The following is a 21,214-nucleotide window of genomic DNA, read 5'->3' as shown; positions in this document are numbered from 1 at the left end:
CCTCCCCCACTGGCTTTGACCCATTCGGCCCCGTATACTTCCCGCCATGCAGAACCCACAGGACATCCTCCAGCACGTCTTCGGCTATCATGACTTCCGCGGCCAACAGGAACAGATCGTCAACGCCCTCATCGACGGCCAAGACGCCCTCGTCCTCATGCCCACCGGCGGCGGCAAATCCCTCTGCTACCAAATCCCCGCCCTGGCCCGACAAGGCACCGGCATCGTCATCTCGCCGCTCATCGCCCTCATGCAAGACCAAGTCACCGCCCTGCGCGAACTGGGCGTCAACGCCGGCTTCCTCAACTCCACCCTGGCCTACCCCGACGTCATCGACACCGAACGGGCCCTGCTGGACGGCGAGCTCGACCTGCTCTACATCGCCCCCGAGCGACTGATTCAGCCCCGCACCCTCGACCTGCTGCACCGGGCCCACATCGCCCTGTTCGCCATCGACGAAGCCCATTGCGTCGCCCAATGGGGCCATGACTTCCGCGCCGACTACCTGCGCCTGGACCTGCTCCACAACGAATTCCCCCAAATACCGCGCATCGCCCTGACCGCCACCGCCGACATGCGCACCCGGGAAGAAATCATCGAGCGGCTGGAGCTGGGCGAGGCCAACCAATTCATCGTTGGGTTTGATCGGCCCAACATCCAGTACCGAATTCAGCAAAAAGACAACCCGCGCCGGCAACTGCTCGGCTTTCTGAAAGACGAATACCCGCAACAATCCGGTATCGTCTACTGCCTTTCGCGCAAAAAAGTCGAACAAACCGCCGAGTGGCTCACCCGGGAAGGCTTCAACGCGCTGCCATACCACGCCGGCCTTTCCCCCCGGCTCAGGGAAACCCACCAGAGCCGCTTCCTGCGCGAAGATGGCATCATCATGGTGGCCACCATCGCCTTCGGCATGGGCATCGACAAACCTGATGTACGGTTCGTGGCCCACCTGGACCTGCCCAAAAGCATCGAAGCCTACTACCAGGAAACCGGCCGGGCCGGGCGCGACGGCCAGCCCGCCACGGCGCTGCTGCTCTACGGGCTGGAAGATGTGGTCAAACTGCGCCAGATGATGGCCGGCTCCGAGGGCAACGAACAATTCAAACGCATGGAACAGCAACGGCTCAGCGCCATGCTCGGGCTGTGCGAAATCACCAATTGCCGCCGCCAGACCCTGCTGCGCTATTTCGGGGACACCCTGGATGAAGCCTGCGGCAATTGCGACACCTGCCTGATCCCGCCCCAGACCTGGGATGCCACCGAAGCGGTGCAAAAAGCCCTTTCGTGCGTTTACCGCACCGGACAGCGCTTCGGCGTAACCCACATCGTCGATGTACTGCGCGGCAGCAGCAACGAGAAAGTGCTTACCCAAGGGCACGACAAACTCTCCACCTACGGCATCGGCACCGACCTCACCGCTGATGAGTGGAAAGCCGTGCTGCGCCAACTGGTGGCCGCCGGCTACCTGGATGTGGACCCCGAAGGCTTCGGCGGCCTGCAACTGACCGAAAGCTGCCGCCCGATTTTGCGGGGAGAGCGGGCCGTGCACTTGCGTCGGGATGTGCGTACCCGCAAACCAGCCACCGCGCGCACGGCACGCCGCCCCGATGCGGACATCCCCGAGGCGGCCCGCCCCCTGTGGGAAGCGCTGCGGGCCTGCCGGCGCCGCCTGGCCGAGGAGCACGGCGTGCCGCCCTATGTGATTTTCCACGACGTGACTCTGCGCGATATGCTTGAGCAGCGCCCCCGACACGAGCAGGATTTGCTGGCGGTCAGTGGCGTGGGGGATAGCAAGCTGGAGCGATTTGGGGCAGACTTCCTGGAAGTGCTTCGCTCCTTCGAGGAAACGGGCGCCACCGTCTGAGGACGAACCGTCTCGTGGCTCGGCGGAAGGAGTAGTTAGCTGCCATCCCCCAACCAGTTGACTCAAAAAACCTTATAATCGGCTTAAAAATTTGATTTAGTTCCCAAAAAGGGAACTTTGGTGGCGTAGACTACCGCACCTGTATTCGGTCTATTAACGTCAAAACACTCGATAATAAAACTTTAGGTACCGCTCTTATGGAAGAGTCCGCTATCCGCAACGTGTCGGTCGCGCCCCACACCGAGCATCCCGCTCATACCGTATTGCTGGTACTGGCCGGTTGCACTTTCGGCTACGCATTATCCTGCGTGCTCGGTGGCCCCGCCTCCGACGAAGGCTTTCACGCGCCCCAAATCTGGCATTACTACCAGGGCGGGACGGATCATTTTGACAATATTACCGTGCCCACCACCTATCACTATGTGATCGGTTTTGTGATGCGGCAAATCGGTTACTATCACGACTACCTTCTTCGTTTGACCAGTCTGCTGGTGGCCCTGTGCGTGCTGCCGGTGTTCTACCAGTCGGTGCGCCGGTACCTGCCTGAACACGCCGGCGTGCGCACGCAGCAACTGTTTTTTACCCCGCTGATGTTTCCGTATTTCTTTATGATTTATACGGACTTATGGGCGCTGCTATTTGTCGCCACCTGTTTTTATTTTACGCTCGGGCGACGCTATATTCTGGGGGGCTTGGCCGCGCTCGTGGCCGTGCTGCTCCGACAGGACTCCATCATCTGGGTGGGGCTGGCCTATTTGCTGGTGGCGACGGAAAACCTCGAATTCCGGCGCCCACTGCCGATCAAGCCGCTGCTGGGTAATGCCTTCAAGCGCGGGGCCCCGCTGGCTCTGGTGCTGCTATTATTTCTCGGGTTTGTTATTTACAACGGCGGCGTGGCAGTGGGGGATAGAACGGCCCACCAAATCTCCCAGTTTAATATTAGCAACCTCTATGTATTGCTGACTTGCGCCTGGTTGTTGTTTTTTCCTTTGTGTATTCAGCAAGCTGGACGAATCCTCGCGCTGCGTCACTGCCCCAAAGTGTGGCCCTGGGTTGTGTTGTTGGTGTTGGGGGGCTTTCTGTTTTATATGGGAACGTTCAGTAACCCGCACCCGTATAACAACACCCTCTTTCACTTCTTCATGCACAATGGCTTGATGTACCTGATGTCCGAATACGTTTTGTTTCGGGCGTTGCTGTACATTCCCATCGCCTGGATGGCGCTCACCCTGTGTGTTATGCCTTACCCGGACAAGCGTTGCTACTGGTTGCTGCTGGTCGCGCCTATTGCCGTCATCAGCCACCCATTAATCGAGCCGCGCTACTATTTCCCGATCTACTTGCTGATCCAACTGTGGCGCCCGGCCATGAATACGACCGCGGAGTGGTTTACGCTCGCCTACTACATCGTCGCGGCAAGTTTTATTATGTACGGCACCGTGACGGGCTGGTTTTTCTTGTAAGAAAACCAGCCACTCAGGCTGTTGCAACACTCAAAAACCTTCTTCAGCCAACAACGCCTTATACCCGGCCCGGTAATCGGGGTAGAGAAATTCGTAGCCGGTGTCTCTCAGCCGCCGGTTGGAGCAGCGCTTCCCTTGGCCGCCCTGGTCCGGAGCGAACTTGGCCTCGTCGACTTTCAAGTGCATGGACAGCCAGTTGACCACCTCCGCCATTGGGGCAGGCTCGCAGTCACTTGCCAGGTACAGCGGGGCGACCTTCTCCCCGAGGCGGTGACGTTCGATCAGGTGAGCCATCACCCCCGCGCAGTCTTCAGAGTGAATACGGTTGGTGTAACGGCCGCTGAGGGTGGCGCGCCCGCGCCGGACCTGCTCCAGCAAGCGGTGGCGTCCCGGCCCGTAAATGCCGCTGAAGCGGACAATGCAATGAGGGAAGCCACTGCTGCCTATGACTTGCTCCGCTTCCAGCAGCCGTTCGCCACTGGCTCGGTTCGGGAGGGTGGGGCTGCTTTCATCCACCCACTCTCCCTCGCCCTGACCATAAACGCCAGTGCTGGAGACGTAAAGAATCAGACGGGGCGCTTTCCCGCTGGCCTTCAGCCCGGCCACCAGGTTCTCGCAGGTTTGCACATAGGCCCGGCGGTAGCCTTCATCGCCGCGCTCCGAGGGCGTCATGGTCACGACGATGACACCGAACCCCGAGGCGAGCACCTCCTTCATAGCCTCGGCATTGGCGGTATCCACCGCTTGGTAGCGCAGTACATCCGAGTTCTCCGGCGGGTGGCGGCGCAGGCCGGTTACCTCATAGCCTTCGGGGGCGAGCCGGTGGGCCAGCCGGCGGCCGAGGTCTCCACAGCCTACAATCAATAGTTTTTCGCTATTTACCTTTGCGTATCCGATCATAAAAGGGCAAACTTGTGTCGAATTGAACCGGCGGCCCACCAGTCGCTTGGGCCTCATTGGGAACGGGAAAGCATGACCTTAACAGAACTGCGCTATATCGTAACCCTCGCTCAAGAACAGCACTTCGGTCGCGCGGCCGAACGTTGTTTCGTCAGCCAGCCCACCCTGAGTATTGCGGTGAAAAAGCTGGAAGAAGAGCTCGGGGTGGCCCTGTTCGAGCGCTCCAAATCCCGGGTCCAGGCCACGCCGTTGGGCGAGAAAATCGTCGCTCAGGCCCACTTGGTGCTCGAGCAAACCTCGGCCATTAAGGACATCGCCAACGCCGGCAAAGACCAGCTCAGCAGCCCCTTGCATGTGGGCGCTATTTTTACCATTGGCCCTTACCTGTTGCCGCACTTTATCCCCGAGCTGCAAAAAGTCGCCAGCAATATGCCCCTGTATGTGGAGGAAGGCTACACCGCCACCTTGCGCCAAAAACTGCGCAAGGGCGAACTGGATGTGATTATCGTTGCCCTGCCGTTTACCGAAGCGGATGTGGTGACCCAGCCGCTGTTTGACGAGCCTTTTGTGGTGCTCCTGCCCCACGATCATCCGTTGGCGGAGAAAGAGGAAATCCAACCGAACGATTTGGACGACCATAACGTCCTGCTACTGGGGGAGGGCCACTGCTTCCGGGACCAGGTGCTGGCTACCTGCCCGAACCTGCAATCCTCCATGGAAGACCCTCACGGGCGCATCCGCACCGCCTCCGAAGGCAGCTCCCTGGAAACCCTGCGCCACATGGTGGCCTCGGGCCTGGGTATTACCATCCTGCCCCTGTCGGCGGCGGTTACTGCCAACTACACGCCCAACCTACTGGTCACCCGACCCTTTTCCAAACCCGCGCCCAGCCGCACCGTGGCGCTGGCCTGGCGGGCCAGCTTCCCCCGCTACAAGGCCATCGAGGCGCTGCGCAAGGCCATCAATATGTGCCGCCTGAGCGACCCCAAAGACACGCCCTCCAAAGCGCAACAATAGGGAGCGATGGGCGTGACCGGGAACGCCACTAGCCTTGATCGCATGCCGGTCACCGCTCTGAAAGGGGTGGGGCCCCGGCTTGCCGAAAAGCTCGCAAAAATTGGCCTGAACACGCTTCAGGATGTGCTCTTCCACCTGCCTCTGCGCTACCTGGACCGCACCCGCGTCACGCCCATCGGCGCCCTGCAGCCCAACGTCAACGCGGTGATCGAGGGGGAAGTGCGGGCCGCCGACGTGGTGTACGGGCGGCGTCGCAGCCTGGTGTGCCGCCTTCAGGATGGCACCGGCACCACCACCCTACGGTTCTATCACTTCTCCGGCGCTCAGAAGCAGCGGCTAACCCCCGGCACCCGCTTGCGCTGTTTTGGGGAGAGCCGGCGCGGTGCGTCCGGCCTGGAGTTCTACCACCCGGAGTACGAATTTCTCGACGGCGCCGATGCCGTCCCGCTGGCGCAGCGGTTAACCCCCGTGTACCCGGCCACCGAAGGGCTGACTCAACCCCGTTTGCGGGCGCTGGCCTCCCAGGCGCTCACCTGGCTCGACCGGCACGCCCTGAGCGAGCTGTTGCCCGAGGAAATGCGCCGCGCGCTCGATCAGGTCTCCCTGGCCGACGCCTTGCGCTATGTTCACGCGCCGCCGGCCAACGCCAATGTCGAACTCCTGATGGAGGGGGCGCACCCCTATCAGCAGCGGCTGGCCTTTGAAGAGTTGCTGGCTCACCACCTCAGCCTGTTACTGCTGCGCCGCCAAACCCAGGCCGAAGGCGCGCCGGTGCTCAAACCGAACACGGATTTGCAGCAGCGTTTTCTCCAGGCCTTGCCCTTCCAACTGACCGGCGCCCAGCGACGAGTGGGCGCCGAGATTGCCAAAGACCTGGCCAAACCCCTGCCCATGCTGCGGTTGGTGCAGGGGGATGTGGGCTCGGGTAAAACCCTGGTCGCCGCCCTGGCGGCGCTAACCGCCGTGGCCAGCGGCTATCAGGCGGCAATTATGGCGCCCACGGAAATCTTGGCGGAACAGCATCGCAACAACTTTGGCGCCTGGCTGGAGCCATTGGGCATTGAGCCGGGCTGGCTCACCGGGCGGCTGAGCGCCGCCCGCCGGCGCGAGCAACTGGAGGGCTTGGCCAGTGGCGAGGCCCAAGTCATTGTGGGCACCCACGCCCTGTTCCAGGAGGGAGTTCGGTTCGCCAACCTGGGGCTGGTAATCGTGGACGAGCAGCACCGCTTTGGCGTGCACCAACGCCTGGAGCTACGCCAAAAAGGCAGCCAGGGCGGCCTGCGCCCGCATCAGTTGATCATGACCGCCACACCCATTCCCCGCACCCTGGCCATGAGCGCCTACGCGGACCTGGACACCTCGGTGATTGACGAGCTGCCCCCGGGGCGAACCCCGGTCAGTACGGTCGTCATCGGCGAGCAGCGACGCCCCGAGGTGATTGAGCGGGTCAGCCGCGCCTGCGAGCAGGGGCGACAGGCTTACTGGGTGTGCACCCTGATTGAAGAATCCGAAACCCTGGCTGCGCAAGCGGCCGAAGCCACGGCGGAAAACCTGGCGGCGGCGCTGCCGCACCTGCGCACCGGCTTGGTCCACGGCCGCTTGAAAGCCAAGGAAAAGGAGGCGGTTATGGCCGCCTTCAAGGCCGGCGACATTGACCTGCTGGTGGCCACCACCGTCATTGAGGTGGGGGTGGATGTGCCCAACGCCAGCTTGATGATCATCGAAAATCCCGAGCGGCTGGGGCTGGCTCAGTTGCACCAGCTGCGCGGCCGGGTGGGCCGGGGCGCCCAGGCCAGCCACTGCGTGTTGCTCTACGGCTCGCCGCTCTCGCGTCAGGGCAAGGAGCGACTAGGGGTGATGCGCGATACCAGCGACGGCTTTGAGATTGCCGAACGCGATCTTGAACTGCGCGGCCCGGGCGAGGTGCTGGGCACCCGCCAGACCGGTGACATGCAGTTCAAAATTGCCGACCTGCAGCGCGATGCCGAGCTGCTGCCCAGGGTCCAGCAGGGCGCAAAGCAACTGCTGGAGCGTTACCCCAACCTTTGTAACCCGATTATGGAACGCTGGCTGGGGGAGAACCGCCGCTACCTGCGTGTCTGACCGCGCGGGTTACGGGTCTAACCACGCGGGGCGCCGGGACGGACAATAGCCTCGCGCCCGTGAGTGCAAAAGTGTGCACCAATAGACACCGGGGCTGCGTTCATCAGCTAAACTGTGGGTGTATAACTGCCCGCTAAGTGCGGCGGCGCTTGGGATTGCCAGGACAAAACCCTTGATCATGGGCAATGCTTCTTACACACTGGTAACCATGAAAGGGTTGTTTTATTTGGCAACAAGGGCCGAGTCAGAACCTCTGAATGCTCTGAGCAAAAAGACGGGCGTCTGTTGAACAAAAGGAGTCAAACGTGCCGCTACCCACCAGCGTAGAATCTCTGCTGAACAGCCAAAACATTCACTACGACCTGGCCTTGGCCCCGGTGGATGCCAACAACCAACTGCCCTGGCACGACCAGCACCTGCGCAACGTGGACGCCGCCAAGGCGGTGCTGCTGGAAGATGAGAAGGGCCGCATCCTATCGGTGATATCCGCCGACACCCTACTCGATCTGAATGCGGTTAACCGCCAGTTGAACCGTGAACTGCGGGCCACCAACCAGGATGCGGTGCGCCAGTTCTGCGACACCCACAGCCTGCAGTCGGTGCCAGCGGTGCCCAAGCTGGAGGGGCTGCCCACCCTGGTGGACAAGCAGTTGCTGCAAAAGGAGAGCCTGCTGCTCGACTCCGGCGACGATGCGCAATTGCTGCACCTCAACCGCGAGGACTTTCAGCAGGTATTGGAAGATGCCCTGATCTGCGATATCGCCACGCCGCTGGATGCGTTGGAAAAAGACATCAGCGCCGAACGGGATGGGGAGCAAATCCTCGGTGCCGTGCGCAATTTTACGCAGTTGCGCATCAAACAGCGTCTGGAAGAAACCCTGGAGCTGCCGCCGCTGTCCGAGACCGCCCAACGAATCATCAATCTGCGGGTGGACCCCAACGCGGATATCAGTGACCTGGCCCAGGTGGTCGAAACCGACCCCAGCCTCGCCGCCCAAGTGGTCAGTTGGGCCGCTTCGCCCTATTATTCGGCGCCGGGTAAAATCCGCTCCGTTCACGATGCCATAGTGCGCGTGCTCGGGTTCGACATGGTCCTCAACCTGGCCCTTGGGCTGGCGCTTGGCCGCGGTTTGACCGTCCCCAAAGAAGGGCCCGATGGGTATCTCGGTTATTGGCATAAATCCATCTACACCGCCGCGGCCATCGAAGGACTGGTTACCGCCATCCCGCGCGAGCACCGGCCCACCTTTGGCATGGCCTATTTGTCCGGCCTGCTACACAACTTTGGCTTCCTTATTTTGGCGGAACTGTTTCCTCCTTACTTCAGTCAGTACTGTCGCATGGCCGAGGCCAACCCTCACGTCACGCACCAGCCCATTGAGCGGCACCTGCTGGGGGTGACCCGAGAGCAGTTGGCCAGCACCCTGATGTCGCTCTGGTCCATGCCCGAGGAAGTCGTGCTGGCCATTCGCCACCAGGGCAACCCGGATTACCAGGGTGAGCACCATCAGTACGCCAAGTTGATTTATGTGGCCGAACGCTTACTCGTCCAACAGGGCATAGGGTTTGGGCCCAAACTGGAAATTCCCGACCGGGTATTTGCCGAGCTGGACCTGGACCGAGAGAAAGCCGAGGCAACGGTGGCCAACGTCATTGAATCCCAAGACGACCTGGACCACATTGCTTTACAGATCAGCCCCCGCTAACCGCCGTCGCCACCATCGTTAGCGCGGGGCCAACGAACCGGTGGCCCGATTATCCAAGAGATGACGCTATGTTGAACCCCCCCGGGGTCGCCAAGGCGGCCCGTATTCTGGCAGAGCGGCGCCGCAGTGGCGTCCAGGCCGAACGACTGCCAGAGGACTGTCGCCCGGCCGACCTGGAGTCGGCCCTGGCGATTCAAACCGAGGTCACCCGCGAACTAGACGCGAACATTGGCGGCTGGAAGTGCCTGCAACCCCCGCCGGACCGTTTGGTGGTGGCGCCCATCTACCGCGAGGATATTCACCGGGGCGCGCCCGTCTCGGTATGGGCCCCCGAAGGTCACGCCCGCATCGAGCCCGAGCTGGCCTTCGTCCTCGGCCGCGATCTTCCCGCCCGCCCGGAGCCTTACACGCGGGAGGAGGTGGACGACGCTATCGCCCACACCCACTTGGTGCTGGAGCTAATCCACAGCCGTTACTCCGACCCCGCCTCGGCGGACTTTCCCGAAATGCTGGCGGACGGTTTGCTCAACCAGGGCCTGTTCGTGGGCCCGGAAGTCGACCCGGACATGGCCGAGGAGGCCAACGAGCTGACCATCGCCCTAAACACCCGCAGCGCCGCCCCGGAAGTCCACCAGGGCCGACACCCGAACACTCAGCCTCGGGCGCCTTTGTATTGGCTGGTTAACTTTCTGCGGGAAAAAGGGGAAGGCGTGAAGGCCGGTGAGTTTGTCATTACCGGCTCCTTTGCCGGCGTGCTGGAAGCGCCCCTGGAAGAACCGGTCCGGGTGCTGTTCGGGGACCTGGGTGAGTTGAGTGTTTCATTTAAAGCGAGGGTTCAGTCGTAATGGAATCGACCCAACGGCCTGAGTTGCCGGAAAAGCCACACTTTCAATGTGAAATCCCCATGCGCTGGGGCGATATGGATGCCTTGGGGCATTTGAATAATACGCTGTATTTGCGCTACTGCGAGGAGGCCCGTTTTCTGTGGCTATCCGCCGCCGGGGTGAAGATGAAGCCGGACAGTTATCCGGTGGTGGTAACGGTGGGCTGTACTTTCTTGCGCCCGGTGGTCTATCCCGCAACGGTCCGCTTGGACTGCTATGCAGTAGAGCCGGGTCGTTCGAGTTTTATGGCGTATTTCCGTATGTTCACGAATGACGAGCCCAATAAACCCTGCGCGGAAGCCCACTCAAAAGTCGTCTGGCTCGGCGCCGACGGCAAATCCCGCCCCCTTCCCGACACCGTCCGTGCTTGGTTCGATTGATACTCCCATAGTGCGGAGTTAATACGGGGTCCGGTTCGGGGTGAGGTGCACTCTTCCCGGACACGCCGTAAATACGTCCCTGTAGGCTCGAATCGCGTGTCCCGCGCTCTACGGTCCGGGAAGAGTGCACCTCACCCCGAACCTCAGTGCCAAGATCAGCCTGTGATGGCAACTGTCCTGCGCATATGAAAGTTTAATTGATGGCACTGAGGGCCGAGGTGGGGTGAACCCGTTGTAGACTCTCTGAGGCATGGATGCCGATGAGAAGCCCCCAGGGATGGGTTCACGGCGGGTCTACAACGGGTTCACCCCACCTTGGGCCGGACTCGAAGTTTACCTCCGCAAGTGCCCTACGTGTTATCAGACTCCAAAGGCCGCTCAAACTGCTTGCGATCCAGCATCCCCTCACTATTCGCCACCACCGTCGAAACCATCGCATCCCCCGTCACATTCACCGCGGTGCGCACCATATCCAACAGCCGATCCACACCAATAATCAACGCCACACCCTCCACCGGAAGGCCCGCCTGCTGCAACACCATCGCCAGCGTAATCATCCCCACACCGGGCACCCCAGCCGTACCGATAGACGCCAGCGTCGCCGTCAACACCACCATCAAATAACCCATCAAACTGATATCAATCGCATACACCTGCGCGATAAACGCCGTCGCCACCCCCTGCATAATCGCCGTGCCATCCATATTAATGGTCGCCCCCAAAGGCACACTAAAAGAAGCCACGCGATTGTCCACACCCAGGTCTTTTTCCACCGTGCGCAAGGTCACCGGAATGGTGGCGTTACTGGATGCCGTACTGAAACCAAAAACCATTACCGGCCACATTTTGCGCAGGAAAATGCGGGGGCTGAGGCGGCCGAGAAACTTGAGTAGGAGGGTGTAAGTGCCCAGACCGTGCAGCAGCAATACAAACAGCAGCGTACAGAAATACAGTGCCAGGTCCGCAATGGCCTGCCAGCCCAGGTCCGCAAACAGTTTCGCCAACAGGCAGAACACCCCGTAGGGGGCCAAGTGCATCAGAATCATCACCAGTTTCAAAACCACCGTATTCAGGTGATTAAAAAACTCCTGCATGTAACGGGAGGCTTTGTGTTCGCTTTGGGAAATGGCCAGGCCCAGCAGCAGGGCGAACACGATGATCTGCAGCATGCTGCCCTCTGCCATGGCTTCCACCGGGTTGCTGGGGAAAACATTGACCAGTGTGTCCTTAATGGAGGGCTTCTCGGTGGGGGAGAAGTTCTCCACCTCGCCGGGCATATCGATGCCTTCGCCGGGTTTGACCAGTTGACCAATGCCCAGGGCGAGGGTAATGGCCACGGCGGTGGTGGCCAAGTAGAGCGCGACGGTTTTGCCGGCCATGGCGCCCATGCGGCTGTGGCCGCCTAACGAAGCGCTGCCGCACACCAGCGAAACGAACACCAGCGGCACCACCAACAGCGTCAGAGAGCGAATAAACACCTGCCCGATGCCATCGAACAACCCACGGGCCAGCCAGGCGCGCAGGAAATGCTCCTCTGAGGGGGCGATTAAATGAATCAGGACGCCGGTGGCGACCCCCAGGACCATGGCGAGCAGAATGCGTTTGGTTAGGCTCATAGGTAGCTCTTTTATCGGTGTTATTGGGCAAAGGCGCCCATTAAAGCAACCCGGGGCGGCCGGGTAAAGGTGCATGCAAGGCGGCGGTAGAGAGGGGTGCCTATGGGGGCGGCGCAGGTTGGCAGAGAGCCCTGCAGCGGGAAAGGAAGCTGTTAGAATAGCGCCCCTCGGTGCCGGAGAATACACGGCACCCGGTTTCGAGCCCCAGAGGAGGTGTTTTGACTCAGGACCAACCGCTGCTTCAAGCCCTGCATCGAGCGTCCAGTGGCGGTGACGCCCCCCGCTTTCCGGACCGGCGGGAGCCGCGCTGGCACTGGGCCGGCGCCCGCTCGCCCGCCCCATGGCCGGCCTCCCTGGGGCCCTGGTTGCTGGACCAGGGGTCGCTCACCGCCGCCCTTAAGGCCCGCAGCCAGGGGCAGTTCCGGGTTCAGGTCCTCTCCCAGGGGCTGGCCCGGCCCTATCATTCCGAGGGGCGGGTGCTGGGTATGGCCGCCGGGCGCTGGGCCCTGGTGCGGGAAGTGGTGCTCTGGGGGTGTGAAGAGCCCTGGGTATTCGCCCGCAGTCTGCTGCCCATCAGTAGCCTGAAAGGGCGCTTGCGCCAGTTGCGCTTGCTGGATACCCGCCCGCTGGGTGGCTTTCTGTTTCGCCAGCCGGATTTGGAGCGCGAGCCTCTGGAAGTGGCCGAACTGAGCCCCCGGTGCCGCTATGTGCCCCAGGTGCTTCAGGGCGGCAAGCCCCTGTGGGGCCGGCGCTCGGTGTTCCGGCTGGATCATCGCCCGCTGCTGGTCAGCGAGGTGTTTTTGCCCGATTTTGTCCAACGGTTGAACTCATGAACCGAAAGTCTTCTATTCCCCATCGCTCGGTGGATTGGCGTAATCGACTCTCCGCCTACTGGCGGTTAACCCGGATGAACCGCCCCATCGGCACGCTCTTGTTGCTCTGGCCCACGCTCTGGGCGCTGTGGCTGGCGGCCGAGGGCCTGCCGGACTGGGATCTGTTGATCATTTTTGTGCTGGGCGTGTTTGTCATGCGCTCGGCCGGCTGCGTCATCAACGACTACGCCGATCGCCATCTCGACGGCCACGTCAAACGCACCAAGGCCCGCCCCATGGCCACGGGAGAGGTGAGCGAGCGGGAGGCCCTGACACTGTTCGTCGCCCTGTGCCTGGTGGCCTTCGGGTTGGTGCTGCTCACCGACCGGTTCACCATTCTGCTGTCCCTGGGGGCGGTGGCCCTGGCGTTCTGCTACCCCTTTATGAAGCGCTACACCCATCTCCCCCAGGTGGTGTTGGGGGCCGCTTTCGGCTGGGCGATCCCCATGGCATTTTCCGCCCAGCGGGGCTCCCTGGGCACCGATGTCTGGCTGGTGTACACCGCCGCGCTGCTTTGGACGGTGGTGTACGACACCCTCTATGCCATGGTGGACCGGGACGATGACCTGAAAATCGGTATTAAATCCACGGCCGTGCTCTTTGGGGACATGGACCGGGTCATGATCGGCCTGCTTCAGGCGATGACGCTCTACGCCCTGCTGCTGGTCGGGGGCCGGTTCGAACTCGGGCTCTGGTACCACCTGGGGCTGGCGGTGGCCGCCGGGCTGTTTGTGTACCACCATTACTTGATCCGTTACCGGGAGCGGGGCCCCTGTTTCAAGGCCTTTCTCAATAACAATTGGGTAGGCTTTGCGGTGTTTGTCGGCATCGTGGTGGACCTGCATTTGTCATAGGTACCCGATTTAATCCGGACGGATTCCCGGTTTGTCATAATTGTGTAACACTGAGTTTATTAAATACGTTGGCGCGAAAGGTTGATTTTCAGCCTTGGGGCGTCGGCGTTTCGCCTCGTCCCGATCGATGACTGATGACAGGCAGGTATTATGGCAGGGCGCAGGATTCTAATAGTTGACGACGAGGCGGCGATCCGCGATATGTTGCGAGTCGCCCTGGAAATGGCCGACTACGAATGCATTGAGGCCAGCAACGCCCAGGAGGCACTGGCGCTGACCGTCGACGAAAGGCCCGATCTGGTGCTGCTGGACTGGATGATGCCCGGCACCAGCGGCATAGAACTGGCCCGCCGGCTCAAGCGCGAGGAGTCCACGGCGGAAGTCCCCATCATTATGCTCACCGCCAAGGGTGAGGAAGACAACAAAGTCCAGGGCCTGGAAGTCGGGGCCGATGACTACATCACCAAACCCTTTTCCCCCCGGGAACTGGTGGCTCGCCTCAAGGCGGTGCTGCGTCGGGCGGACCCCCAAGTCAACGGCAACCCGATCCGGGTTCAGGGCCTGTGCCTGGACCCGGCCAGCCACCGGGTCACCATTAACGACCACCCCGTGGACATGGGCCCCACCGAGTATCGCCTCCTGGAGTTCTTCCTCACCCACCAGGAAAGAGCTTATACTCGCAGCCAATTGTTGGACCATGTGTGGGGCGGCAACGTCTATGTGGAGGAGCGCACCGTGGATGTTCACATCCGCCGGCTGCGCAAGGCCCTCGCCGTGGACGAGCACGAAAACCTGGTACAGACCGTGCGCGGCACCGGCTACCGGTTTTCCACCCAGGCGGGCTAACCGCTCATAACGGATTTGTTTCTACAAGCGGAGTCACTGCGGCGGCTCCGCCAAGAGGCCGGCTATTTTGCTTCGAGGGTTTAGCGTCGAACTGCGACGCCTGCTGATTCTTCTCTCTATTTCCGCGCTGCTCGGGCTGTGGCTCGACCAGGTGGTGTGGGCGTTGCTCATCGGCGGCGGCTGCTATGTGGCTTGGATGGTGTGGCAAATCCGCCGGCTCAATCTGTGGTTGCTGCACATGAACGACGAACCCCCGCCCGAGTCCAGTGGCATTTGGGGGGACCTGTTCGACAACATCTACCACCTACAGCGCCGGCAAAAGCAGGAAAAGAACAGCCTGCAAGCCGTGATCAACCGGGTGCAGGAAACCAGCTCCGCCCTGCGCGATGGGGTCATCGTGCTCGACTGGCGCGGCTGCCTGGACTGGTGGAACCCCTCGGCCCAACGCCTGCTCGGCTTTCACAGCAGCGACCAGGGCAAGTCGGTCATCAACTTCATCCGCCACCCGCGTTTCGTCAGTTACTTTGAAGAGGGCCACTACAGCGAACCGCTGGAAATTCCCTCTCCCCGCTTTACCACCAAACAACTGCAGTTTCAGATTACCCGCTTCGGCCGCAACGAACGCTTAATCGTCGTGCGGGACGTGACTCAGTTGCACAAGCTTGAGCAAATGCGCCAGGACTTCGTGGCCAACGTCAGCCACGAACTGCGCACCCCGCTCACGGTCATCAGCGGCTACCTGGAAACCCTCTCCGACAGCGGCGCGGACCTAAGCCCACCCTGGCGCCGGGCGCTCCATCAGATGGAGCAACAGTCCAAACGCATGTCGTTGCTGATCAACGACCTGATCACTCTCTCCAAACTGGAAACCACCGAGTCGGGCTTCAACCACAAACCCGTTCCGCTGGAACCGCTCCTGCAAACCATCAAATCCGAAGCCCAGGCGCTCAGTGGCGAAAAGAACCACGAGATTACCCTGGAGTGCGAGTCCAGCGAACTCGAGCTATTCGGCAGCGAGAAAGAACTCCACAGCGCCTTTTCCAACCTGGTCACCAACGCGGTCAAATACACCCCGGCCGGTGGCGAAATCGCCATGCGCTTGTGGCAAGCTCACAACCAAATATTCTTTTCGGTCGCCGACAACGGCCCGGGCTTTGACAGCAAGCATATTCCACACCTGACCCAGCGCTTCTACCGCGTAGAACAAAGCCGCAACAGCGGCACCGGCGGTACCGGCCTGGGCCTGGCCATCGTAAAACACGTCCTCCTCCGCCACGACGGCGAACTCCAAATCAACAGCGAACCCGGCACCGGCAGCACCTTCACCTGCATCTTCAGCCAAACCCCCTCAGATAAATAAGTTTCGGTTTGAACCTTTATCAGTTCGCGACGTTCCGGTCTGTCGGGAGGTATACCGTTTGGAGACCCGCCGTGAATCCATCCCTGGAGGCTTCTCATCGGCATCCATGCCTCAGAGAGTCTATGGAGGGTGTATCCCGTCCAGGGCCGGACCAGAAATCTCGCAAAGAGGGCCATCAGAGAAAAGCCCCTGTTCGTGATATAGTTTGCCAACCGCAACACAGGCCCCAAAACACCCTATGCCCGAACTACCCGAAGTCGAAACCACCCGCCGCGGCATCGCCCCCCACATCGAACGCCGCAAAATCACCGCCGTCCACATTCGCCAACCCAGCCTCCGCTGGCCCATCCCCCACACCCTCGAAAGCAGCCTCCTAGGCCAACAACTCCTCGACACCCAACGCCGAGGCAAATACCTCCTACTGCGCTTCCCCACCGGCACCCTCCTCATTCACCTGGGCATGTCCGGCAACCTGCGAATCGTCACACCAAGCGAACCGCCGCGCTTCCACGACCATGTCGACATCGCCTTCGGCAACAACATCCTGCGCTACTGTGACCCGCGCCGCTTTGGCTGCATGCTCTGGGTGGAGGGCGACCCACTGGCCCACTCACTCCTGGCACACCTGGGGCCGGAGCCGCTGGGTGAGGACTTTACCGCCGAGTACCTGTTCAAACGCAGCCGTAAACGCACCGCGCCCATCAAACAATTTTTGATGGACAGTAAAACCGTCGTGGGGGTGGGCAACATCTACGCCAACGAAGCCCTGTACTTCTCCGGCATCAAGCCCATCCGCAAAGCCGGCACCGTGACCCGCAAGCAGTTCGAGCGGCTGGTGGAGAATATTCGCTTCGTGCTGCAGCGCTCCATCGAACAGGGCGGCACCACGTTGCGGGACTTTGTCGGCGGTGACGGCCAGCCCGGCTACTTCAAACAGCAACTGATGGTCTATGGCCGGGGCGCCCAGCCCTGCAAGCAATGCGGCAAAGCGCTCAAGGAAATTCGCATGAACAACCGCACCACCGTGTACTGCGTGGCCTGTCAGCGTTAATGTAGTACCCCTTTGTTCGGATTCCCCTCGGCGGTGCTCACACGCTACACTGGGGGTTGCTACTGTTTACCGGAGTTTTCATGGTTCGTTCTCCCGTACTGGTCATCAACTCGGGCAGTTCTTCGCTCAAGTTCTCGCTCTTCGACATGCACGCCGAAAAAGAGGTGATCGCCGGCTTGGCCGAACGGCTGGAATCGCCCCAGGCGCTGCTGAGCTGGCGGGGCGAGGGCGAGAAACAGCAGCGTGAGATTCCCGACCAGGGGCACGAAGGGGCGCTGCGGGAGGTGTACGCGCTAGTTGAAGACCTGGGCGCGCCGCTTGCCATCGGCCACCGGGTGGTCCACGGCGGGGAAGCGTTCTCCGGCTCGGTGGTCATTGAGGAGTCGGTGGTCGAAGAAATAGACCGCTGCGCCAGCCTGGCGCCGCTGCACAACCCGCCCAGCCTGTTGGGCATCCGCGCCATGCAGCGCTTGTACCCGAACACCCCCCAAGTTGCGGTGTTCGATACCGCCTTCCACCAGAGCCTGGCACCCGAGGCTTACCTCTACCCCGTGCCCATGCGCCTTTACCGGGAACAGGGCGTGCGCCGCTACGGGTTTCACGGCACCAGCCATCAGTACGTGGCGGGCGAGGCCGTGCGCCGGCTGGAACTGGACCCGAGCGACCACGGTCTGATAACCGCCCACTTGGGCAACGGGTGCAGCGCCACGGCGGTGCGCAATGGCCGCTCGGTGGACACCACCATGGGCATGACGCCCCTGGAAGGGCTGGTAATGGGCACCCGCAGCGGCGACGTCGACCCCGGCCTGCACGAATTCCTGGCTGACCGGCTCGACCTGACCCTCAATGAAATCACCACCATGCTTAACCGGGAAAGCGGCCTGCTGGGGCTCTCGGAGCTGTCCAATGACATGCGCACCCTGACCGAAGCGGCGGCCTCGGGCAACGCCAACGCCCAACGGGCCATCGATGTTTTTTGCTTTCGGCTCGCCCGGCACATTGGCGCGCTGGCCGCGAGCCTCCCGCGCCTGGACGCGCTGGTCTTTACCGGCGGCATCGGCGAAAACGCCGCACCGGTACGCGAGCAGGTGCTCAAGCACTTGCCCCTGTTTGGGTTCGAATGCGATTCGGCCCTGAATCGAGCCAATGGCGATGACCAGGGCCGGATTACCGCCCCGGGCTCGCCGGCGGCACTGGTGATTCCCACCCGCGAGGAATGGGTCATCGCCAATGACGCCTACCGACTGACACAACACTGACTGCGAGCGGGAGCGGACTGCCGTGCAACACACTTTTTTCATCACCGCCACCAGCGCCGGCACCGGCCTGACCTCGGTCTCCCTGGGCCTGGTCCGGGCACTGGACCAACTGGGGGTCAAGGTCGCCTTCTGCAAGCCCATCGCCCAGCGCTCGGGGGATGATCGCGGGCCGGAACGCTCCACCCACATGGCCCACTCCACCCTGGGGCTAACCCCCGCCGAGCCCCTGCGGCTGGTGGACGCGCAACAGACACTCGCCCAGGGCAAGGCCGACGCCTTCATGGAAGACGTCATCCAGGTGTACCAACAATCCGCCCAGCAAGCCGAAGTGGTGATTGTCGAGGGGCTGGTGCCGCTCGCCGACAACAACTACATCGACCGCCTCAACCAGGAAATGGCCAAAGCGCTGGATGCGGACATCATCCTCGTCGCCGCGAAAAACGCCGACAGCACCGCGCAGCTGAATGAACGCATCAAAATGACCGCCAGCCTGTTCGGCGGCTTTAACAACCCACGGCTGCTCGGCTGCGTGCTTAACAAAGTGGGCGCGCCGGATCTGGAAAACCAACAAGTCCTGGCCGGGGAAGAACCCAATGACGATACGCCGGTCGATATCGGCCTTGAGCGAATTATCGCCTCCTTGCCCGTGTTCTCCCAGGATCGGTTTCGCTGCCTGGGCGCCATTCGCTGGCATCCACACCTGGTTGCCCCCCGGGCGAGGGATGTGTGCGATTACCTCAAAGCCGAGGTGTTAAACGAAGGTCAGTTAACCGAGCGGCGGGTGCAGAACATCACCGTTTGCGCCCGCACCATGAAAAACATGCTGCAAACCCTAAAGGCCGGTACCCTTGTGGTTATCCCCGGTGACCGGGAAGACATTCTGGTCGCCAGCTGCATGGCCGCGCTGAACGGCGTGCCGCTCGCTGGGGTCCTGTTAACCGGCAGCATCCTGCCCGACCCCCAAGTCATGACCCTGTGCCAGGCGGCTCTTAAAACCGGCCTGCCGGTGATGCTGGTGGGAGGCAACACCTTCAAGGTGGCGCAGCAACTGAACAACATGAACACCGAAGTGCCGCCCGATGACGTTGAGCGCATCAACAACGTCATGGACGCCGCCGCCGCGGAGCTGGACGCCCGCTGGCTGATCGAGCGCACGCAAGTGAAACTGGAAAAGCGGCTCTCGCCGCCGGCGTTTCGTTACCAGTTGGTGCAACGCGCCCGTGCCGGCGGCAAACGTATTGTGTTGCCCGAAGGGGAGGAGCCGCGCACCGTTCAGGCCGCCGCGCTGTGCCACCAGAAAAAAATTGCACGCTGCGTGCTGATCGGCAAACCCGATGAAATTCACAGCGTGGCCGCCAGCCACAACGTGACCCTGCCGGATGATGTGGAAATCATCGACCCGGAAACCGTCCGCGCCCGTTATGTGGCCCCCATGGTCGCCCTGCGCAAACACAAAGGCCTGACCGAACCCATGGCCGAAGCCATGCTCGAAGACACCGTCGTCCTCGCCACCATGATGCTCGCCCAAGGGGATGTGGACGGCCTGGTCTCCGGCGCCGTGCACACCACCGCCAACACCATTCGCCCGGCGTTGCAGTTGATTAAAACCAAGCCGGACGCGGCCCTGGTCTCCTCCATATTCTTTATGCTCCTGCCCGAGCAGCCGGTCATCTATGGAGACTGCGCCGTCAACCCGGACCCGAACGCCGAGGAGCTGGCCGACATCGCCATCCAATCCGGCGACTCCGCCATCGCCTTCGGCATCGACCCGCGCATCGCGATGATCAGCTACTCCACCGGCAAATCCGGCTCCGGCAGCGACGTGGAAAAAGTGCGCGAAGCCACCCGCCTCGCCCAGGAAAAGCGCCCGGACCTGATCATCGACGGCCCCCTCCAGTACGACGCGGCGAGCGTGCCCTCCGTCGCCAAAAGCAAAGCGCCGGACAGCCCGGTGGCGGGCAAGGCCAACGTGTTCATCTTCCCGGACCTCAACACCGGCAACACCACCTACAAAGCCGTCCAGCGCAGCGCCAACCTGGTCAGCATCGGCCCCATGCTCCAGGGCCTGCGCAAACCGGTAAACGACCTCTCGCGCGGCGCCTCGGTGGACGACATTCTCTACACCATCGCCCTCACCGCCATTCAGGCCAGCGCTTGAATGGCAGGTAAAGGCGCCTACGCACCCCGTCGGCCCGACGCCGACAGGCGGTAATGTGATATGCGTCACACAAAGAATGAGGCGCCTGTAGTACCATCTGGCGCCATAGCAAACCGCAACACCACCACCGTTTTAGGAAGCCTCTAGGCGCAACAAGGAACAGTAAGGATAACCCCGTTATGCAAAGGACCGCTCCACCGCACCGCGCTCCTCTAGCTCGCACATTCCCGACTTTTGCCCTCCCTTGGCGAAAGCTGACTCACCCTATTGCATTTTATTTGTTCGACTTCCAACACCAAAGACCCACGGAGAGGACTATGTCTCGTCTGTTTAGTACTGTTTTGCTCGCACTGTTTGCCACCGCCGTACAAGCCGAAAGTGGCCGCGAGGATTACGACCTGGACAACGACGGCCTGATCGAAATTAACGACCTGGCCGACCTGAATGAAATCCGCAACAACCTCGACGGCAGCTCGCTCTATGGCAGCAGCAACGGCTGCCCCGTCGACGGCTGTGTCGGCTTTGAGCTCACCACCGATTTAAATTTTGATACTAATGGCGATGGGGTGATCGATGAGCTGGATGACTACTGGAATGAGGGAGAGGGGTGGATACCGATTGGTGTGAGTTGGGATAGATTCGTCGCCGAGTTTGACGGTAGGGGGCACCGAATACGCAATTTGTATATTGATAGACCTGAATCAGATCATCAAGGGCTTTTCGGCCTAGTGGAAAGATCAAGCATTAGACATTTGGCGCTAACGGGTCGCTTGATGAGAATTACTGGGCGGAGATACGTCGGCGCATTGGCCGCCACCGCTGATCATACCGAGATTGAAGGAGTGCTCAGTGCCGGCGCTGTGTACGGAGAAAGCAGT

The 21,214-nt window shown here is 61.4% G+C and carries 16 protein-coding genes; 14 read left to right on the top strand and 2 right to left on the bottom strand.

Translation table 11 applies throughout. From position 1 onward, the window contains the following. The first annotated feature begins 46 nt into the window (after window positions 1-46). Window positions 47-1,867 carry a DNA helicase RecQ gene (recQ, locus tag AAE514_RS15995; RefSeq protein WP_347332561.1) on the top strand — a complete coding sequence of 607 codons (1,821 nt, stop codon included), beginning with the start codon at window positions 47-49 and terminating at the stop codon, window positions 1,865-1,867. A 197-nt stretch (window positions 1,868-2,064) separates the two neighbouring features. Continuing rightward, entirely contained in the window at window positions 2,065-3,330 is a 1,266-nt protein-coding gene (locus AAE514_RS15990) for a Dol-P-Glc:Glc(2)Man(9)GlcNAc(2)-PP-Dol alpha-1,2-glucosyltransferase (protein ID WP_347332560.1), read from the top strand. Window positions 3,331-3,360: 30 nt separating this feature from the next. On the opposite strand, the gene AAE514_RS15985 is transcribed toward AAE514_RS15990, so the two are convergent. Then, entirely contained in the window at window positions 3,361-4,230 is an 870-nt protein-coding gene (locus AAE514_RS15985) for an SDR family oxidoreductase (protein WP_347332559.1), read from the bottom strand. A 72-nt stretch (window positions 4,231-4,302) separates the two neighbouring features. Between AAE514_RS15985 and AAE514_RS15980 the strand changes: the two genes are divergently transcribed. The 5 genes from AAE514_RS15980 (at window position 4,303) to AAE514_RS15960 (ending at window position 10,320) form a co-directional block, all read left to right on the top strand. Beyond that, window positions 4,303-5,247, top strand: coding sequence for a hydrogen peroxide-inducible genes activator (locus tag AAE514_RS15980; RefSeq protein WP_347332558.1), 945 nt, complete (start codon window positions 4,303-4,305; stop codon window positions 5,245-5,247). Between the two features lie 12 nt (window positions 5,248-5,259). Further along, window positions 5,260-7,350, top strand: coding sequence for an ATP-dependent DNA helicase RecG (recG, locus tag AAE514_RS15975; protein ID WP_347332557.1), 2,091 nt, complete (start codon window positions 5,260-5,262; stop codon window positions 7,348-7,350). A gap of 305 nt (window positions 7,351-7,655) precedes the next feature. Beyond that, window positions 7,656-9,056 (top strand): HDOD domain-containing protein, encoded by a 1,401-nt coding sequence (locus AAE514_RS15970; RefSeq protein ID WP_347332556.1) that lies wholly within the window; start codon window positions 7,656-7,658, stop codon window positions 9,054-9,056. 68 nt (window positions 9,057-9,124) lie between these two features. Further along, on the top strand, window positions 9,125-9,901 hold the full coding sequence (locus tag AAE514_RS15965; protein WP_347332555.1) for a 2-keto-4-pentenoate hydratase: 777 nt from the start codon (window positions 9,125-9,127) through the stop codon (window positions 9,899-9,901). Further along, window positions 9,901-10,320, top strand: coding sequence for an acyl-CoA thioesterase (locus AAE514_RS15960; RefSeq protein ID WP_347332554.1), 420 nt, complete (start codon window positions 9,901-9,903; stop codon window positions 10,318-10,320). Before AAE514_RS15965 ends, AAE514_RS15960 begins: the two co-directional genes overlap by 1 nt. A 350-nt stretch (window positions 10,321-10,670) precedes the next feature. On the opposite strand, the gene AAE514_RS15955 is transcribed toward AAE514_RS15960, so the two are convergent. Beyond that, the gene (locus AAE514_RS15955) at window positions 10,671-11,936 is read right to left on the bottom strand and encodes a dicarboxylate/amino acid:cation symporter (protein WP_347332553.1); all 1,266 of its coding nucleotides are present in this window, start codon (window positions 11,934-11,936) and stop codon (window positions 10,671-10,673) included. A gap of 218 nt (window positions 11,937-12,154) precedes the next feature. Between AAE514_RS15955 and AAE514_RS15950 the strand changes: the two genes are divergently transcribed. The 7 genes from AAE514_RS15950 to pta all read left to right on the top strand — a co-directional run bounded on the left by AAE514_RS15950 (window position 12,155) and on the right by pta (window position 20,336). Further along, on the top strand, window positions 12,155-12,769 hold the full coding sequence (locus AAE514_RS15950) for a chorismate--pyruvate lyase family protein (protein WP_347332552.1): 615 nt from the start codon (window positions 12,155-12,157) through the stop codon (window positions 12,767-12,769). Then, window positions 12,766-13,662 carry a 4-hydroxybenzoate octaprenyltransferase gene (gene ubiA / locus AAE514_RS15945; protein ID WP_347332551.1) on the top strand — a complete coding sequence of 299 codons (897 nt, stop codon included), beginning with the start codon at window positions 12,766-12,768 and terminating at the stop codon, window positions 13,660-13,662. Before AAE514_RS15950 ends, ubiA begins: the two co-directional genes overlap by 4 nt. 150 nt (window positions 13,663-13,812) lie before the next feature. After that, on the top strand, window positions 13,813-14,508 hold the full coding sequence (gene phoB, locus AAE514_RS15940; RefSeq protein ID WP_347332550.1) for a phosphate regulon transcriptional regulator PhoB: 696 nt from the start codon (window positions 13,813-13,815) through the stop codon (window positions 14,506-14,508). A gap of 67 nt (window positions 14,509-14,575) precedes the next feature. Beyond that, the gene (phoR, locus tag AAE514_RS15935) at window positions 14,576-15,868 is read left to right on the top strand and encodes a phosphate regulon sensor histidine kinase PhoR (protein WP_347332549.1); all 1,293 of its coding nucleotides are present in this window, start codon (window positions 14,576-14,578) and stop codon (window positions 15,866-15,868) included. A 238-nt stretch (window positions 15,869-16,106) separates the two neighbouring features. Continuing rightward, entirely contained in the window at window positions 16,107-16,919 is an 813-nt protein-coding gene (gene mutM, locus AAE514_RS15930) for a bifunctional DNA-formamidopyrimidine glycosylase/DNA-(apurinic or apyrimidinic site) lyase (RefSeq protein WP_347332548.1), read from the top strand. Window positions 16,920-16,999: 80 nt separating this feature from the next. Then, window positions 17,000-18,178, top strand: a complete 1,179-nt coding sequence (locus AAE514_RS15925) for an acetate/propionate family kinase (RefSeq protein WP_347332547.1) — start codon at window positions 17,000-17,002, stop codon at window positions 18,176-18,178. 22 nt (window positions 18,179-18,200) lie between these two features. Continuing rightward, window positions 18,201-20,336, top strand: a complete 2,136-nt coding sequence (pta, locus tag AAE514_RS15920; RefSeq protein ID WP_347332546.1) for a phosphate acetyltransferase — start codon at window positions 18,201-18,203, stop codon at window positions 20,334-20,336. Window positions 20,337-21,214: the final 878 nt, after the last annotated feature.

Source organism: Marinimicrobium locisalis (genome assembly GCF_039822625.1).
In the GTDB taxonomy this organism is placed as follows: domain Bacteria; phylum Pseudomonadota; class Gammaproteobacteria; order Pseudomonadales; family Cellvibrionaceae; genus Marinimicrobium; species Marinimicrobium locisalis.
This window is presented reverse-complemented; position numbering and strand designations above follow the sequence as displayed.